15 protein-coding genes are annotated in these 16,123 nt (G+C 66.3%); 4 read left to right on the forward strand and 11 right to left on the reverse strand.

Annotation, left to right across the window (positions count from 1 at the left end; translation table 11 throughout):
* The first annotated feature begins 1 nt into the window (after position 1).
* Positions 2–535, forward strand: coding sequence for an RNA 2',3'-cyclic phosphodiesterase (thpR, locus tag ABIB38_RS10325; protein WP_429203667.1), 534 nt, complete (start codon positions 2–4; stop codon positions 533–535).
* 89 nt (positions 536–624) lie between these two features.
* On the opposite strand, the gene ABIB38_RS10330 is transcribed toward thpR, so the two are convergent.
* Both ABIB38_RS10330 and ABIB38_RS10335 read right to left on the reverse strand, forming a co-directional pair.
* Positions 625–1,788, reverse strand: coding sequence for an MFS transporter (locus ABIB38_RS10330; RefSeq protein WP_429203668.1), 1,164 nt, complete (start codon positions 1,786–1,788; stop codon positions 625–627).
* Positions 1,785–2,561: a DeoR/GlpR family DNA-binding transcription regulator gene (locus ABIB38_RS10335; protein WP_429203669.1), complete on the reverse strand. Its 777-nt coding sequence runs from the start codon at positions 2,559–2,561 to the stop codon at positions 1,785–1,787. The genes ABIB38_RS10330 and ABIB38_RS10335 overlap by 4 nt, the downstream gene beginning before the upstream one ends.
* A 135-nt stretch (positions 2,562–2,696) precedes the next feature.
* Here ABIB38_RS10335 and ABIB38_RS10340 point away from each other — a divergent pair, with 135 nt between their 5' ends.
* From ABIB38_RS10340 to ABIB38_RS10350, 3 genes are all read left to right on the forward strand, one after another.
* Entirely contained in the window at positions 2,697–3,794 is a 1,098-nt protein-coding gene (locus ABIB38_RS10340) for a sensor histidine kinase (RefSeq protein WP_429203670.1), read from the forward strand.
* A 4-nt stretch (positions 3,795–3,798) separates the two neighbouring features.
* Positions 3,799–4,560 carry a LytR/AlgR family response regulator transcription factor gene (locus ABIB38_RS10345; RefSeq protein WP_429203671.1) on the forward strand — a complete coding sequence of 254 codons (762 nt, stop codon included), beginning with the start codon at positions 3,799–3,801 and terminating at the stop codon, positions 4,558–4,560.
* Positions 4,561–4,743: 183 nt separating this feature from the next.
* Positions 4,744–6,204 carry a sodium:solute symporter family protein gene (locus ABIB38_RS10350; RefSeq protein WP_429203672.1) on the forward strand — a complete coding sequence of 487 codons (1,461 nt, stop codon included), beginning with the start codon at positions 4,744–4,746 and terminating at the stop codon, positions 6,202–6,204.
* A 118-nt stretch (positions 6,205–6,322) separates the two neighbouring features.
* Here ABIB38_RS10350 and ABIB38_RS10355 read toward each other — a convergent pair whose 3' ends face one another.
* The 9 genes from ABIB38_RS10355 to ABIB38_RS10395 all read right to left on the reverse strand — a co-directional run bounded on the left by ABIB38_RS10355 (position 6,323) and on the right by ABIB38_RS10395 (position 16,109).
* The gene (locus ABIB38_RS10355) at positions 6,323–7,693 is read right to left on the reverse strand and encodes a glutamine synthetase family protein (protein ID WP_429203673.1); all 1,371 of its coding nucleotides are present in this window, start codon (positions 7,691–7,693) and stop codon (positions 6,323–6,325) included.
* 113 nt (positions 7,694–7,806) lie between these two features.
* Complete coding sequence (locus ABIB38_RS10360; protein WP_429203674.1) at positions 7,807–8,586, reverse strand: gamma-glutamyl-gamma-aminobutyrate hydrolase family protein; 780 nt, start codon at positions 8,584–8,586, stop codon at positions 7,807–7,809.
* 341 nt (positions 8,587–8,927) lie between these two features.
* A complete protein-coding gene (locus ABIB38_RS10365; protein ID WP_429203675.1) occupies positions 8,928–9,296 on the reverse strand; it encodes a nucleotide pyrophosphohydrolase in 369 nt (122 codons plus the stop codon).
* Entirely contained in the window at positions 9,274–9,972 is a 699-nt protein-coding gene (gene can, locus ABIB38_RS10370; RefSeq protein ID WP_429203676.1) for a carbonate dehydratase, read from the reverse strand. The genes ABIB38_RS10365 and can overlap by 23 nt, the downstream gene beginning before the upstream one ends.
* A gap of 193 nt (positions 9,973–10,165) precedes the next feature.
* Entirely contained in the window at positions 10,166–11,299 is a 1,134-nt protein-coding gene (dnaJ, locus tag ABIB38_RS10375; protein ID WP_429203677.1) for a molecular chaperone DnaJ, read from the reverse strand.
* Between the two features lie 244 nt (positions 11,300–11,543).
* Positions 11,544–13,514: a molecular chaperone DnaK gene (gene dnaK / locus ABIB38_RS10380; RefSeq protein ID WP_429203709.1), complete on the reverse strand. Its 1,971-nt coding sequence runs from the start codon at positions 13,512–13,514 to the stop codon at positions 11,544–11,546.
* Positions 13,515–13,618: 104 nt separating this feature from the next.
* Complete coding sequence (gene grpE / locus ABIB38_RS10385; RefSeq protein ID WP_429203678.1) at positions 13,619–14,188, reverse strand: nucleotide exchange factor GrpE; 570 nt, start codon at positions 14,186–14,188, stop codon at positions 13,619–13,621.
* A gap of 228 nt (positions 14,189–14,416) precedes the next feature.
* Positions 14,417–15,520 (reverse strand): ferrochelatase, encoded by a 1,104-nt coding sequence (gene hemH / locus ABIB38_RS10390; RefSeq protein ID WP_429203679.1) that lies wholly within the window; start codon positions 15,518–15,520, stop codon positions 14,417–14,419.
* A 160-nt stretch (positions 15,521–15,680) separates the two neighbouring features.
* A complete protein-coding gene (locus ABIB38_RS10395; RefSeq protein ID WP_429203680.1) occupies positions 15,681–16,109 on the reverse strand; it encodes an organic hydroperoxide resistance protein in 429 nt (142 codons plus the stop codon).
* Positions 16,110–16,123 lie beyond the last annotated feature (14 nt).

The following is a 16,123-nucleotide window of genomic DNA, read 5'->3' on the forward strand; positions in this document are numbered from 1 at the left end:
CATGGGCCAGCAAACGACGTCGCGCCTGTTCCTGGCCTTGTTGCCGCCGGACGCGCTGCGCGCGCAGCTGCGCGCGCGGCGCGATGCCTGGCAATGGCCACGCGGCGCGACGCCGGTCCCTGCCGACAAGCTGCACCTCACCCTGCACTTCCTGGGCGGCGTCGCGTCCGAACGCGTGCCCGAGCTCCTCGATGGATTGGCGGTCCCGTTCGACCCGTTCCGGATCGATCTCGGCACGCCGGCGCTGTGGCCGCACGGGATCGCGGTGCTCGAGCCGCTGGCCGTACCGCCCGCACTGCCGGCGCTGCACGCGCGGCTGGCCGACGCGCTGGTCGGCCTCGGCCTGCAGCCCGAGACGCGCAGCTACCGGCCGCACGTCACCATGGCGCGCCGCGCCGGCGGCGTCGCCATGCCTGGGCAGGGCCCCCCGATCGCGTGGCAGGCCGACCGCTACGCGCTGGTCGAATCGCAGGGCGGCGTCTACGCCGTCCTGCGCGAGTACGTAGGGTCGGCGGCTTTGCCGCCGACGCGGTGATCGTTAACGGCTCCGCTTTCGCGCCGGATGATCTCGCTGCCAACCATCACCGCGTCGGCGGCGTAGCCAGCTGCGCGCCCCGGCCAACCCTACCGTTTCAACACCCCCGCGCTCAGCGCGATCACGATCCCCGACAGCGACAGCGCGCCGAGCGCCACCATCACGCTCGAGTGCACCGCCACCCAGCCCAGCACCGGCGGCGCCAGCAGCAGGCCGCCATAGCCCAGCGTGGCTACCGCCGCCACGCCCGCGCCGGGATGCATGCCGGGGATGCGCGCGGCGGCGCCGAACAGCAGCGGCACCACGTTCGCCGCGCCCAGCCCGACCAGGGCGAAGCCGCAGCTCGACAGCACAAAATCAGTGCTCAGCACCGCCAGCGCCAGGCCGGCGAACATGACCAGGCCGCCGATCACCATCACCCGCAGCGCGCCGACGCGCAGGATGATGCGGTCGCCCGCGAAGCGGCAGGCCGCCATCGCGATCGAGAACGCCGAGTAGCCCAGCGCCGCCGACGCCGGCGAGGCGCCGGTGCGCTCTTCCAACAGCAGCGCGCTCCAGTCGACCAGCGCGCCTTCGACCGCGAAGCACAGCAGCGCCAGCAGCCCTAAGCCGAGGGCGGCGCCGCGCGGCAGCATTAAGAGCCTATCCCGGCAGGTGGGAGGCGCTCCTGGCGCGGCAAAACCCAGCACGCGCGGCGCGCTCAGGGCCAGCACCAGCGCGGTCGCCAGCGCCACCATCAGCGCGCCTTCGCCATGCCCCAGGCCCTGGCCGACCAGCACGCCGCCCAGGCTCGCGCCGAACAGGCCTCCCAGGCTGAAGAAGCCGTGGAACGACGACATGGTGGGCCGGCCGCGCGCGGTCTCGACCTCGCTGGCGTTGGCGTTCATCGCCACGTCCAGCGCGCCGTTGGACACGCCGAACAGGAAGGCCGCCACGAACAGCAGCGGCAGGTTCGGCACGCTCATCACCACCGCCGTCATCAGCGCGAAGGCAAAGCCCGACAGCAGCACCATGCGGCGCGTGCCCCAGCGCCCGGTCAGGCCGCCCATCAGCGGCATCGCCATCAGGGCGCCGCCGGCGATCGTCAGCAGCACCAGGCTGAGCATGCCGGTATCGATGCCCATGCGCGCCTGCACGGTCGGCACGTGGGCGGCCCACAGGCCGATACCGGCGCCGTTGAGCAGGAAGACGGTCGAGATGGCCCAGCGGCCGGCTTCGACGCTGCGTGGTGCGAGGGCGGGAACCTGGGTCATGCCGGGGCCTTGCCGGTGAGTTTGATGTCGAGTGCGGGATGGCGTTCGCGCAGCGCGGCGATGGCGGCAGGCGGCGCGTCGGCCTCCAGAACGAGGTGATCGATCCCGTCCAGCGCGCCGAACAGGAACGGCGCGCCGTCGTCGAAGCGTTCGTTGAGGACGGCGACCGCGCGCCGCGCGCTCGCGGCCAGCATCGCCTCCTTGAGCGCCGCCTCCTCGGGGTTCGCGGCGGCCAGGCCGCGCGCGGGATCGAGCGCGCACACGCCCACCAGGGCCAGGTCGGGCCGCAGGCGCCGCACTTCGGCCAGGGTGGCGGCGCCGTAGACCGCGCCCTCGTTCGGATGATAGGTCCCGCCCAGCAGCACGATGCGGGTGCGCTGCAAGCCCCCCAGCGCCAGCGCGATCTGCGGGCTGTTGGTGACGATGGCGGCGCAGCAGCCATCTTCGAGCAGGCGCGCCAGCGCCAGGTGGGTCGAGCCGGCGTCGATGAGGACCGTGTCGCCGGGGCGGATGCATGCGCGCAGCCCCTGCGCCAGCTGCGTCTTGCGCGGCAGGTCGCTGGCGGCGCGCTGCGCGAAACTCGCCCCCGCGCGCAGGCGCAGCGCGCCGCCGTGCACGCGCCGCAGCAGGCCGGCCGCATCGAGGTCGCGCAGGTCGCGCCGGATCGTGTCTTCGGACGTCGACAGGCGCAGCGCCAGTTCGGCCGCCGAGACCCGTCCCTCGCGCTCGACCGCCTCGGCGATCAGTTGGCGTCGTTCTTCCGGCAATTGCATGGTTTGGCTCCCGTTGATGCGCCACTGTATCCAAACAAGCAGACCCATGCAATAACGCGCAAAAGCATGCATGCCTGCGCGTCGTCGCATCCAGGCCGCGACTGGCGCCGTATTTCCTGCAATTGAGCGCATGACATGCGCAAGCGCCGCAATCTCGACGATACTTTGCAGATGAACCCGACCAGGCCAGCTTCCCTCTCTCCCATGTGGCGCATCTATATCGGCGCCTGGCTCGCCTACGTCGTCCTGGTGGGCCTGGTGGTGCAGGCCGACGCGCTGGCGGCCGGGCAGTTCGACCCGTCGCTGATCGCCCATGCCTTCGTCACCACCGGTTCCGGCGGCGTGCTGCTGGCGCTGGTGTGGCCGCTCACCGGCTGGATGGAGCGGCGTGCGCTGGCGACCGGCACGCGCCTGGCCATCCACCTGACGGCGGCCATCGCCTTCGCCATCTGCGCGCACCTGATCATCCTGTCGCTGCAGAAGGGAGACGACGGGCGACCGCTGTCGTGGCACGCCTGGCCGCTGATGTACAGCCTGATGGGCTATGCCATGATAGCCGGCATCTTCCGGACCGTGCGCGCCAACGCCGCCGCCCAGCGCCAGGCGCTGGCGGCCCAGCAGGCCCGCACGCTGCTGGTGGCCGCCGAGCTGGGCGCCCTGCGCAGCAAGCTCAACCCCCACTTCCTGTTCAATACCCTGCACTCGATCATCGCCCTCACCCAGCGCAATCCGGCCGCCGCCGAGACGGCGCTGTTTCAATTCTCGGACATGCTGCGCTACGTGCTGGACACCGAGCGCGCTGGCGCCGACCGCGTGACGCTCGACGCCGAGCTGCAGTTCGTGCGCGACTACCTGGAGCTGGAGCAGCTGCGCCTCGGGCCGCGCCTGCAGGTGCAATGGGATCTCGACCCCGACCTGGGTGACGTCGTGCTGCCGGCCCTGACCCTGCAACCGCTCATCGAGAACAGCATCAAGCATGCGTTCAATCCGTACACCCGGCCCGGCCTGCTGCGCATCGAGAGCCGGCGCGACCCGCAGGCCGGCATGCTGCGCCTGACCGTGAGCGACGATGGCCCGGGCGCGGCGCAGGAGACGATCGCCGCGTCGCCTGGCCTCGGCATCCGCACCATCGGCCGCCGTCTCGAACTCGATTACGCGGGACGCGCGGCGCTGGCGATCGACTCCCGTCCCGGCGCCGGCTTTGCCGCCTGCGTCACCCTGCCCATCGCTTGAGACCATGACCCATACCGCAAAGACCGCAAAGACCGTCTTCTTCGCCGAAGACGAACCGCTCGCGCGCGACGTGCTGCGCGACGCCATCTATGCCCATCCCGGCCTGCGCCTGATCGGCGAAGCCGCCGACGGCGCCAGCGCGCTCGAACGCATCGGGCGGCTGCGGCCCGACGTCGTGTTCATGGACATCCAGATGCCCGAGATGACCGGCCTCGAGGTGCTGCGCCGGCTCGACTACCTGCCGCAAATCGTGTTTACCACGGCCTACGACCAGTATGCGGTGACCGCCTTCGAGCTGCACGCGGTCGACTACCTGCTCAAGCCGTTTACCCGGGCGCGCTTCGCGGCCAGCGTGGCGCGCCTGCTGGACGGCCCCGATCGGCAACCGGATCGCGCCGACGTCGAGGATGCGCTGGCGCGCGCGGCGAGCGGCCCGGCGCGGCTGGAGCGCATCCTGGTGCGCGACCGCGGCCGCATCTTCCCGCTCGCGCTGGGCGAGATCGAATACATGAAGGCCGATTCGAAGTACACGGTGATCGTGGCCCGCGGCCAGCACTTCCTGGTGCGCCTCGGGCTCTCGGAACTGGAAACCCAGCTCGACCCGCAGCGCTTCATCCGCGTGCACCGCTCGGCGCTGGTGAACCTCGATTTCGTCGAATCGATGCGCGCCGACGAGCAGTCGCAGCTGCAGATCTGCATGCGCGACGGCGCCTGCATCGGCGCCAACCGCGAAGCGTCGAAGCTGCTGCGCGAGATGGCGATATGAGGACGATGCAAGGGCGATGCGAGGGCGATGTGAAGGCGATGTGAGGGCGATCCGATTATATTTACATCCAAACAACATTGAGCGGCAAATCGGCGCAAAGTTGAACTTACCGCCAGGTTCTGCCTTTATAATCGCGGATTTTCCGCCCGATAATAATTCCTGGCCTTCGGAGCATTCACCAGCATGAACATCACCCTGATCTCTTTCGTCGTGCTCTACCTGTTGGGTACGCTTGCCCTGGGCATGTGGGCGGGCACGCGGATCAAGAACACCAGCGACTTCGCCGTCGCCGGCCGCAGCCTGCCGCTGGTCATGGTGATCACCACCACCTTCGCCACCTGGTTCGGCGCCGAGACCGTGATGGGCATCCCCGCCAAGTTCGTGCAGGGCGGCCTGAATGCGGTGGTCGAGGATCCGTTCGGGGCCGGCATGTGCCTGATCCTGGTCGGCGTGTTCTTCGCCGCCCGGCTCTACAAGCTGAACCTGCTGACGATCGGCGACTACTACCGCCAGCGCTACGGCAAGGGCATCGAGGTGTTCTGCTCGGTGGCCATCATCCTGAGCTACCTGGGCTGGGTCGCGGCCCAGATCACGGCGCTGGGCCTGGTGTTCTCGGTGCTGACCGCCGGCGCCATGTCGCCGGCCGTGGGCATGATCGTCGGCACCCTGACGGTGCTGGTCTACGTGGTCGTGGGCGGCTTCCTGGCCGTGGCCGTGACCGACTTCATCCAGATGATCGTGCTGGTGGTGGGCATGAGTGTGATCGCCTGGTTCGCCGCCGACCTGGCCGGCGGCGCCGGCAACGTGCTGGCGATGGCCCAGCAGGCCGACCTGTGGCGCTTCCTGCCCGAGCCCAGCTTCAAGGACGTGATGTTCTTCATCGCCGCCGCGGTCACGATGATGTTCGGCTCGATTCCGCAGCAGGACGTGTTCCAGCGCGTGATGTCGGCCAAGGACGCGCCGACCGCGCGCACCGGCGCCATCGTCGGCGGCGCCAGCTACATCGTGTTCGCCTTCGTGCCGATGTTCATCGTGGCCGCCGCCGTGGTCGTGATGGGCAGCACCGCGCTCGACCTGGCCCAGAACGACTACCAGCGCCTGCTGCCGACCTTCGTGATGACGCAGATGCCGCTGTTCATGCAGATCCTGTTCTTCGGCGCCCTGCTGTCGGCGATCAAGAGCACCTCGTCGGCCACCCTGCTGGCGCCATCGACCAGCTTCGTGGAGAACATCCTCAAGAACCTGCGTCCGGGCATGAGCGACCGCGAACAGCTGGTCGCGATGCGCATCTCGATCGTGGTGTTCGCGGCCCTGGTGCTGCTGTACGCGATCGCGATGGAAGGCACCTCGATCTACGAGCTGGTCTCGGGCGCCTACCAGGTGCCGCTGGTCGGCGCTTTCATTCCGCTGGTGATGGGCCTGTACTGGAAACGCGCGACCACCCAGGGCGCCATGTTCTCGATCGGCGCCGGCCTGTTTACCTGGATCCTGTTCTTCGAGCAGATCACGTCGCTGGGCGAGCATTTCCCGGGCCAGCTGGCGGGGCTGATCGCGGCCTTCATCGGCATGGTGGCGGGATCGCTGGCGCCGCAGGTGTTCAAGAACCGTGGCGAGGCGCAGCAGGTGCTTGGGGCGCGGGCGTAAGCCTCGGGGCCATGTTCACGCCGGTTGAACGCGTCGGCGGGATCCGCCGACCCGACGTAGGGTTGGCGGGTTCCCCGCCAACGTTCAATCAGCTTCTGAATGCCCGTACTGCAATGCCTCACACATGCAGCAGCAGATGCTCGCGCTCCCACGGGCTGATCACCTGCATGAACTCGCGGTGCTCCAGCTCCTTCACCGCCGTATAGACGTCGATGAAGCGTTCCCCCAGCACGTCGCGCAGGCGGTCCTCGCGCCGCAGCAGGGTGATCGCTTCGGACAGGCCCTGCGGCAGCTCCACCGGCATATCGTAGGCATTGCCCTCGACCATCGGTGACGGTTCGATCGCTTCGGTCATGCCCAGGTAGCCGCAGGCCAGCGTGATCGCCAGCGCCAGGTAGGGATTGGCGTCGGCGCCGATCACGCGGTTCTCGACCCGGCGATCCTGCGAGCCCGACACCGGCACCCGGAAGCCCACCGTGCGGTTGTCGATGCCCCACTGCAAGTTGATCGGTGCCGCCGTCTGGCGCACGATGCGGCGGTAGGAATTCACATAAGGCGCGACGATCGCCATCGCCGACGGCATGTAGCGCTGCAGGCCGCCGATGTACTGGTGGAACAGCGTCGACGGCGCGCCGTCGTCGTTGCTGAAGATGTTCTTGCCGGTATCGAGGTTGAGCACGCTCTGGTGCACGTGCATCGCCGAACCGGGCTCGCCCGCCATCGGCTTGGCCATGAAGGTGGCATACATATCGTGCTTGAGCGCGGCCTCGCGCAGGGTGCGCTTGAAATAGAAGACCTTGTCGGCCAGGCCCAGCGGCTCGCCATGCTGGAAGTTGATCTCCATCTGGCCGGCGCCGATCTCGTGGATCAGGGTGTCGACGTCGAGGTTCATCATCTCGCAGTAATCGTAGATGTCCTCGAACAGCGGATCGAATTCGTTGACGGCGTCGATGCTGTACACCTGGCGGCTGGTCTCGGCGCGGCCGCTGCGGCCGATCGGGGCCGCCAGCGGCAGGTCGGGATCGATGTTCTTGGCCGTCAGGTAGAACTCGAGCTCTGGCGCCACCACCGGCTTCCAGCCGCGCTGCTCATAGAGCTTGAGCACGCGCCGCAGCACGCTGCGCGGGGCGAAATCGACCAGCCGGCCATCGGCGTAATAGCAGTCGTGGATCACTTGCGCGGTGGGATCAACCGCCCACGGCACCATGGTGATGGTGGTCGGGTCGGCGCGCAGGATCATGTCGCGGTCGATGCTGGAGATGGCGCGCTCGTAGGCGTCGTCGCGCTCGGGCGTGTTGCCCGTGACGGTCATGCCCAGCACCACTTCCGGCAGGCGCATGCCACGGTCGTCGGTGAATTTTACGCGCGGCAAGATCTTGCCGCGCGCCACCCCGGTCAGGTCGGGAACCAGGCATTCGATCTCGGTGACCCGCTTTGCATCGAGCCACTCTTCCATATCGGTATAGCTGAACTTGTCGCGAATTGCCATGTATTTGCCTCACTGTCGTTGAACGAAGGCGCCGCCGCGGCGGTGCCGGGCGCGCTGGATGCAGAAGGCGGGAGAGTCGGGAGGCCGCGGCGCCGAGTCCCTGCCGGGGGCACTCATTCGGCGCTCCGGCGCCGGTCGTGATTCTTGCAGCGCCGTGCGTGGTACTCGCGGCAGGCCTGGCCGAAGGCGCCGAACATCTTCATCGAGTACGGATTGTGCTGGATGCGCCACTCGGGGTGCCACTGCACGGCCAGGGTGAAGCCCGGCGCGTTCGACACGGTAAATGCTTCCACCAGTCCGTCTTCCGCCAGGGCTTCGACCGTCAGGCCGGGCGCCAGTTCGTTTACGCCCTGCCCGTGCAGCGAATTGACGGGAATCTCGGGCACGCCCAGGATGCCTTCCAGCAGGCCGCCGGGAGACAGGCTGACGTTGTGGGCGTCGCCATACTGTTCGTCCATGCCCAGCTCGGGATTCTCGCGGTGGTCGAACTTGCCGGCGACGGTCTGCACCGCCTGGTGCAGGCTGCCGCCCAGCGCCACGTTCATCTCCTGGAAGCCGCGGCAGATCGCGATGATCGGCACGCCGCGCCGCACCGCCTCGCGGATCAGCGGCAAGGTGGTCTGGTCGCGCGCCGGGTCCTGGGGCAGCGAGGGATCCAGCACTTCTTCAGAGTAATAGCTGGGATGCACATTCGAGGCCGAACCGGTCAGCATGATGCCGTCGATGGTGCCGAACAGGGTGTCGAGGTCCAGCGACGCGCCGAGCGACGGCAGGATCAGGGGCGCGCAATCGGCGCCGAGGGTGACGGCATCGACGTACTTGTGCTGGGCCGCGTGGTACGGGTGCTCGCCGAAATCACGCGTGCATGCGGGAACGATGACGATGGGGCGCATGGCTTCTACCTTGTGTTGAACGCACAAGATCAAAACAACCAGATCCTGCGCGAGGGCCTTTAATCCAGATCAGACGCAGCGCACGCGGGGGCACTTGTCATGCCGATCTGTGAATAACAATCCGATTCCATGTCAAAATCTTAACGGCAATCGGCGAGCCCTGCCCACACGTTACGGGCCGTCACGAAATGTTTTCAGGTCAATGTGAACGGCGAAGAAGTTCCTGAACCGGCCCCCAAGGATTGCTCTGCCTGCCATGGCCGGCGCCGCCGGTATGGCGCGAAGGACCCGCCGCGGGCGCCGCCGCGGCGGTTGCGCTTGCGCGCCCTCCGGCCCGGTGATTATTTCTGGTACTCGTCGTACTTGCGCATGTCGCCACGCACCAGCTCGGCGGGGTACTTGGCGCGGTTGAGCACCATCTTGTCTTCCACCGCCCGCAACAGGTCGACGTCCAGTTTGTCGGCCAGCCGCACCAGGTAGACCAGCACGTCGGCCATCTCGTGGCGCACCTCTTGCAGCTTGCCGGCGCCGAGTTCCTCGGCGCGGCCCGACTGCAGCCACTGGAAATGCTCCAGCAGCTCGGCCGCCTCGACGCTCAGCGCCGAGGCGAGGTTCTTGGGCGTGTGGAACTGGTCCCAGTCACGCTCGTCCACGAAGGCGCGAACGATGGCGCGCAGGCGCGCGAGATCACTGTCCGCGGCGTTCGACACGCACTTCTCCGCCATCCACGTAGCCGTTCAGCACGCGCGCGAGCTTCGGCGCGATCTCTTCGAAGCTGCTGACGGTGAGGCCCAGGTCGCGCAGCAGGCCGTCGTGCACGCCGTACACCCAGCTGTGGATGGTCAGCGGCTGGCCGCGTTCCCAGGCGTCGCGCACGATGGTGGTGTGGGCCGTGTTCATGACCTGCTCGGCCACGTTCAGTTCGACCAGGCGGTTGGTGGCGGCGCGGCCGACCACGTTGCCCAGGTATTTGCCATGCTTGTCGCGCACGTCGCGCACGTGGCCGAGCCAGTTGTCGGCCAGGCCGACGCGGCCATCGGTGAGCGCCGCGTGCACGCCCGAGCAGCCATAGTGGCCGCAGATGATGATGTGCTTGACCTTGAGCACGTCGATCGCGAACTGCAGCACCGAGAGGCAGTTCAGGTCGGAGTGCACGACCACGTTGGCGATGTTCCGGTGCACGAACAGTTCGCCCGGCGCCATGCCCAGCAACTCGTTGGCCGGCACGCGGCTGTCCGAGCAGCCGATCCACAGGTATTCTGGCGCCTGCTGGTCCTGCAGCGCCTTGAAGAAGTTCGGGTCTTCGGCCACCATCGAGGCGGCCCAGGTACGGTTCCGTTCAAACAGCTCTGCCGCGGTCAGTCCCTTGGTCTTGTACTTGTCCATCGTGATTCCTTATATTGTCGTGTTGCCGTCGGCGGGAGATTTCCCGTATGACGTTGCCTGGCCCATCTCGTGCGGGCGTTTGGCGGTGCTCATCAAAATGATGTGAAGTGTACCAGCGTTGCATGGCGGCTGGCGACGTCCGGACCGGGCAAAAAAAACCGCCGAGGGCGTGGGCCGGTCGGCGGTCGGGCGCTTATTCGAAGAAGTCCTTGACCTTGTCCATCCAGCCCTTGCTCTGCGGGCTGTGCTTGGCGCCGCCTTCGACCGTCAGGCGGTCGAACTCGCGCAGCAGTTCCTTTTGCTTGTCGGTCAGCTTGACCGGGGTTTCGACCACCACATGGCAGAACAGGTCGCCGGTATAGCCCGAGCGCACGTTCTTGATGCCCTTGCCCTTCAGGCGGAAGGTCTTGCCGGTCTGGGTGCCTTCGGGCACCGTGAACGAGACCTTGCCGCTGAGCGTCGGCACCTCGATCTCGCCGCCCAGAGCTGCCTTACTGAACGAGATCGGCATCTCGCAGTGCAGGTCGTCGCCTTCGCGCTGGAACACCGCGTGCTGCTTGATGTGGATCTCCACATACAGGTCGCCCGGCGGCCCGCCGTTGGTGCCCGGCTCGCCGTTGCCCGACGAGCGGATGCGCATGCCGTTGTCGATGCCGGCCGGGATCTTCACTTCCAGCGTCTTGTTGCGCTTGATGCGTCCGGCGCCGCCGCAGGCCGCGCACGGCTCGGGGATGATCTTGCCGCTGCCATGGCATTTCGGGCAGGTCTGCTGGATGCTGAAGAAGCCCTGCTGCATGCGCACCTGGCCGTGGCCGGCGCAGGTGGTGCAGGTCACGGGCTGGGTGCCCGGCTTGGCGCCGCTGCCGTGGCAGGTGTCGCACTTGTCCCAGCTCGGCACGCGGATGGTGGTGTCGAAGCCGTGGGCCGCCTGTTCCAGCGTGATCTCGAGGTTGTAGCGCAGGTCGGCGCCGCGGTACACCTGCGGGCCGCCACCGCGGCCGCCACGGCCGCCGCCGCCGAAAATGTCCCCGAAGATGTCGCCGAAGGCGTCGCCGAAGCCGCCGCCCCCGCCAAAGCCGCCCCCGCCCATGCCGCTGTTCGGGTCGACGCCGGCGTGACCATAGCGGTCGTACGCTTCGCGCTTCTCCGGATTGGTCAGCATCTCGTAGGCCTCTTTGACCTCCTTGAACTTCTCTTCCGCTTCCTTGTTGTCCGGGTTGCGGTCGGGGTGGTACTTCATCGCAAGCTTGCGATACGACTTCTTGATCTCGTCTTCCGACGCACCCTTTGCGACCCCGAGGATCTCGTAAAAATCACGCTTCGCCATGCTCGGCACCTAAAGTTGTCTGCAAACTGATGGAATCGCGAATAAGCTGCCACGCGTTGCAGCGTCGGCCTGCGATGCGCGCCGTACTCAAGTACGGCTGCACTTCTCAAGCGGAAACTGCCGTCGCTTGCGACGGTTCTTCACTATCCCGGATTCTTGAAACCAAAAAAACCGAGCCGATGACCAGTGATGGTTTCGGCTCGGCCAGTGCGCGGGAAGCTGTTCGTCCCCGCGCCAAAGACGCTTACTTGGCGTCCTTCACTTCCTTGAAGTCGGCGTCGACCACGTCGTCGTCCTGCTTGGCCGACTGTTCGCCACCGGCCGCACCGCCGCCGGCCGCGCCTGCCGCACCCGCGCCGCCTGCCTGCTGCGCCTGCATGTCGGCGTACATCTTCTCGCCCAGCGATTGCGCTGCGCTCGACAGGGCCGCGGTCTTGGCATCGATGTCGGCCTTGTCGCCACTCTTGATCGCGGCTTCCAGCTCGGCGATCGCCGCTTCGATCTTCTCTTTCTCGGCCGCATCCAGCTTGTCGCCGTATTCGGTCAGCGACTTGCGGGTCGAGTGGACCAGCGCGTCACCCTGGTTGCGGGCTTCGGCCAGTTCCTTGACCTTCTTGTCTTCTTCCGCGTTCAGCTCGGCATCCTTCACCATCTTCTGGATTTCTTCTTCCGACAGGCCCGAGTTGGCCTTGATGGTGATCTTGTTTTCCTTGCCGGTGGCCTTGTCCTTCGCGCCGACGTGCAGGATGCCGTTGGCGTCGATGTCGAAGGTCACTTCGATCTGCGGGGTGCCGCGCGCTGCCGGCGGGATGCCTTCCAGGTTGAACTCGCCCAGGCTCTTGTTGCCGGCGGCGATCTCACGCTCGCCCTGGTACACCTTGATGGTCACGGCCGGCTGGTTGTCGTCGGCGGTCGAGAACACCTGCGAGAACTTGGTCGGAATCGTGGTGTTCTTGTGGATCATCTTGGTCATCACGCCGCCCAGGGTCTCGATGCCCAGCGACAGCGGGGTCACGTCCAGCAGCAGCAGGTCCTTGCGCTCGCCCGACAGGACCGAGCCCTGGATCGCGGCGCCGACGGCGACGGCTTCGTCCGGGTTCACGTCCTTGCGTGGATCCTTGCCGAAGAATTCCTTCACCTTCTCTTGCACCTTCGGCATGCGGGTCATGCCGCCGACCAGGATGATGTCGTCGATGTCCGACACCTTCACGCCCGCATCCTTGATGGCGACGCGGCATGGCTCCATGGTCTTGTTGATCAGTTCCTCGACCAGCGATTCCAGCTTGGCGCGGGTGATCTTCAGGTTCAGGTGGACCGGCGCGCCGTTGGCCATGGCGATGTACGGCTCGTTGATCTCGGTCTGCTGCGACGACGACAGTTCGATCTTGGCGCGCTCGGCCGAACCCTTGATGCGCTGCAGGGCGATCGGGTCCTTCGACAGGTCCAGGCCATTGATCTTCTTGAATTCGTCGATGATGTAGTCGATGATGCGCTGGTCGAAGTCTTCGCCGCCCAGGAAGGTGTCGCCGTTGGTCGACAGCACTTCGAACTGCTTCTCGCCGTCCACGTCCGCGATCTCGATGATCGAGACGTCGAAGGTGCCGCCGCCCAGGTCATACACGGCGATCTTGCGGTCGCCCTTGTCGGTCTTGTCCAGGCCGAATGCCAGCGCGGCCGCGGTCGGCTCGTTGATGATGCGCTTGACGTCCAGGCCCGCGATGCGGCCGGCGTCCTTGGTCGCCTGGCGCTGCGAGTCGTTGAAGTAGGCAGGAACGGTGATGACGGCTTCGGTGACTTCTTCGCCCAGGTAGTCCTCGGCGGTCTTCTTCATCTTGCGCAGGACTTCGGCCGAGATCTGCGGCGGCGCCAGCTTCTTGTCGCGCACGGCGACCCAGGCGTCGCCATTGTCGGCCTTGATGATCTGGTAAGGCATCAGCGCGATGTCCTTCTGCACTTCTTTTTCGTCGAATTTACGGCCGATCAGGCGCTTGACGGCGTACAGCGTGTTCTTCGGGTTGGTGACGGCCTGGCGCTTGGCCGGCGCGCCGACGAGGATCTCTCCATCCTCCTGGTAGGCGATGATCGACGGCGTGGTACGCGCGCCTTCGGCGTTCTCGATCACCTTCGGGGTACCGTTTTCCATGATGGCGACGCAGGAATTGGTGGTGCCCAGGTCGATACCGATGATTTTGCCCATGATGTGTTCCTTTGGTATTTGTGAATTTCTGATGGATTCAATATTGGGAAGGGGCAGCGTGCTTTCAAGTGGCTCTATTGACAGCTTCAGTTAGAACACACACAGATGCAGGCTGCGGCCGCTTATTTCGGCGCTGCGGCGGTCACGATGGCCGGACGCAACAGGCGGTCGGCAATCATGTAGCCCTTCTGGAGCACGGCAACCACGGTATTGGCTTCCTGTTCCGACGGCACGACGGCCACGGCCTGGTGCTTGTTCGGGTCCAGCTTGTCGCCCGGCTGCGGCATGACTTCGACCAGGCGGTTCTTCTCGAATGCGGAGGTCAGCTGCTTGAGGGTCATTTCGACGCCTTCCTTGATCGACTCGACCGTCGGGGCTTCGACCTTGATGGCCATTTCCAGGCTGTCGCGCACCGGCACCATGGCCTCGGCGAAGCTTTCGATGGCAAATTTGTGCGCCTTGCTCACGTCTTCCTGGGCGCGGCGGCGGATATTGTCGGCTTCGGCCTTGGCGCGCATGTAGGCGTCGTGCATGTCGGCCAGTTTTGCTTCGGTGGCGCTCAGTTGCTCTTCGAGGCCCGGTTCTGCGCCCGGCGCAGCCGGCGCTTGCGTGCTTGCACCTGCAGCGGCGTCAGCGGCTGGCGCCTCGCCACTCTGCTGGTCGAGCACCTCTTTGTTCTCTTGGTCTTGCATCGGAAAAACTCCTAGAATCAAGGACTTGGCTGATAAAAATCGTATCCTGATCGATACACAGCGCCTCAGATGGGGCGATCTCCTACAATTTCAAGGGGAATTGCAGAACTGCTAAGCGAAAAGCGGCAGATACCGCCCCCAGCGTCTATAACCCGCCATTTTAGCAGGTTGTCAACAAGCAAGGGCCGATCTTGAACAGGCGGGAATGCCGGCGCGGGGCCGGCGGGTTCAAGCGCCCAGGCGCGCCGCGTTGTGCGCGCCGCGCTCGGCGTCGAGGCGGCGCGCCTCGCGCTGGACCGGGGTCTGGATCGTGGGCCAGCCGATCAGGTGCTGCTCGGCGATCTCGGCCATGCCGCGGATCCAGGACGGCGAGGCGTTCAGGCAGGGGATGTAGTGGAATTCCTTGCCGCCATTGGCTTCGAAATCGTGGCGCACTTCCATCGAGATCTCTTCCAGCGTCTCGAGGCAGTCGCTGGTGAAGCCGGGGCAGATCACGTCGATACGCTCGACGCCGTCGCGCGCCAGCTGCTGCACGGTCGGCGCGGTATACGGCTGCAGCCACTCGGCCTTGCCGAAGCGCGACTGGAAGGTGACCAGGTAGTCGTCGGGCCCCAGGCCGAGGGCCTGCGCCAGCAGGCGCCCGGTTTTCTGGCACTCGCAGAAATACGGGTCGCCCAGCTCCAGGGTGCGCTTGGGCGTGCCATGGAAGCTCATCACCAGCTTCTGGCCGCGGCCATGGCTGTCCCAGTGGGCCTGCACGCTGTCGCGCAGCGCGTTGATATAGCCTTCGTGGTCGTGGTAGTGCTTCACCAGGCGCAGCTCGGGCACGTTGCGCACCTGGGCGTAATGCTTGAACACCGCATCCCAGATCGAGGCGGTGGTGGTGCCGGAATACTGCGGATAGGCGGGCAGCACGACGATGCGGTCGCAACCGTCGGCCTTCAACTGCTCGAGCACGTCGGGCAGGGACGGCGTGCCGTAGCGCATGGCCATCGCCACCTTGACGCCTTCGTGGCCGCGTTCGGCCAGCATGGCCTGCAGGTCTGCCGCCTGCTGGGCGGTATGGCTGCGCAAGGGCGAGCCTTCGCGGGTCCAGATGGTGCGGTACTTGGCGGCCGACTGGCCGGAGCGGAACGGCAGGATGAACAGGTTCAGGATGAACCACCAGATGCTGCTGGGGATCTCGACCACGCGCGGATCGGACAGGAACTGCTTCAGGTAGCGGCGCACGCTGGAGCGGGTGGGCTCGTCCGGCGTGCCGAGGTTGACCAGCACGATCGCGCTGTGCGACACGGCGCCGTGGATATGAGGCGGTTCTTTACGAAATGGCATAGATGAGGATGGATGACGGGAACTACTTATTATAGGTGCAGCCCGCCAGTCGGGCGGGTGGCCCCCTCTTTTTTGCCGGAGCGGCGCCACCGCCTTCCGTGGCGCACTGGCCACGGAGCGCTGCTTATCCTGCGGGGATCGCGTCTCTACGCCGCGGGGATCAGGTGTTCACGTGCAGGCGCACGTCGATGTTGCCGCGAGTGGCGTTCGAGTACGGGCACACGATATGGGCCTTGTCCACCAGCTCTTGCAGCTGGGCCTGGTCCATGCCCGGCGCCTTGATGGTGAGGTCGACTTCGATGCCGAAGCCGGTCGGGATCTGGCCGATGCCGACGTCACCGGTGACGGTCAGGTCTTGCGGCAGCGCGACCTTGGCCTGGCCGGCCACGAATTTGAGGGCGCCCAGGAAGCAGGCCGAGTAGCCGGCCGCGAACAGCTGCTCCGGATTCGTGCCCGAACCGCCACCGCCGCCGAGTTCCTTCGGCGTGCTGAGTTTCAGGTCGAGGACGCCATCGGAACTTTTCGAGGCGCCTTCACGGCCGCCTTGCGAGGTGGCTTGGGCGCGGTACAGGACTTTTTCGATGCTCATGCGGTTTCCTTCCA

This window comes from Massilia sp. UYP11, from assembly GCF_050434805.1.
In the GTDB taxonomy this organism is placed as follows: Bacteria; Pseudomonadota; Gammaproteobacteria; order Burkholderiales; family Burkholderiaceae_D; genus Telluria.

Excerpts from the sequence above, each read along its gene's own strand:
- ABIB38_RS10395 (WP_429203680.1), bottom strand. The coding sequence starts at position 16,109 with ATGAGCATCGAAAAAGTCCTGTACCGCGCCCAAGCCACCTCGCAAGGC.
- dnaJ (WP_429203677.1), bottom strand. The coding sequence starts at position 11,299 with ATGGCGAAGCGTGATTTTTACGAGATCCTCGGGGTCGCAAAGGGTGCG.
- thpR (WP_429203667.1), top strand. The coding sequence starts at position 2 with ATGGGCCAGCAAACGACGTCGCGCCTGTTCCTGGCCTTGTTGCCGCCG.
- ABIB38_RS10350 (WP_429203672.1), top strand. The coding sequence starts at position 4,744 with ATGAACATCACCCTGATCTCTTTCGTCGTGCTCTACCTGTTGGGTACG.
- ABIB38_RS10355 (WP_429203673.1), bottom strand. The coding sequence starts at position 7,693 with ATGGCAATTCGCGACAAGTTCAGCTATACCGATATGGAAGAGTGGCTC.
- ABIB38_RS10340 (WP_429203670.1), top strand. The coding sequence starts at position 2,697 with ATGCGCAAGCGCCGCAATCTCGACGATACTTTGCAGATGAACCCGACC.
- ABIB38_RS10360 (WP_429203674.1), bottom strand. The coding sequence starts at position 8,586 with ATGCGCCCCATCGTCATCGTTCCCGCATGCACGCGTGATTTCGGCGAG.
- can (WP_429203676.1), bottom strand. The coding sequence starts at position 9,972 with ATGGACAAGTACAAGACCAAGGGACTGACCGCGGCAGAGCTGTTTGAA.
- ABIB38_RS10330 (WP_429203668.1), bottom strand. The coding sequence starts at position 1,788 with ATGACCCAGGTTCCCGCCCTCGCACCACGCAGCGTCGAAGCCGGCCGC.
- grpE (WP_429203678.1), bottom strand. The coding sequence starts at position 14,188 with ATGCAAGACCAAGAGAACAAAGAGGTGCTCGACCAGCAGAGTGGCGAG.
- ABIB38_RS10335 (WP_429203669.1), bottom strand. The coding sequence starts at position 2,561 with ATGCAATTGCCGGAAGAACGACGCCAACTGATCGCCGAGGCGGTCGAG.
- ABIB38_RS10345 (WP_429203671.1), top strand. The coding sequence starts at position 3,799 with ATGACCCATACCGCAAAGACCGCAAAGACCGTCTTCTTCGCCGAAGAC.
- hemH (WP_429203679.1), bottom strand. The coding sequence starts at position 15,520 with ATGCCATTTCGTAAAGAACCGCCTCATATCCACGGCGCCGTGTCGCAC.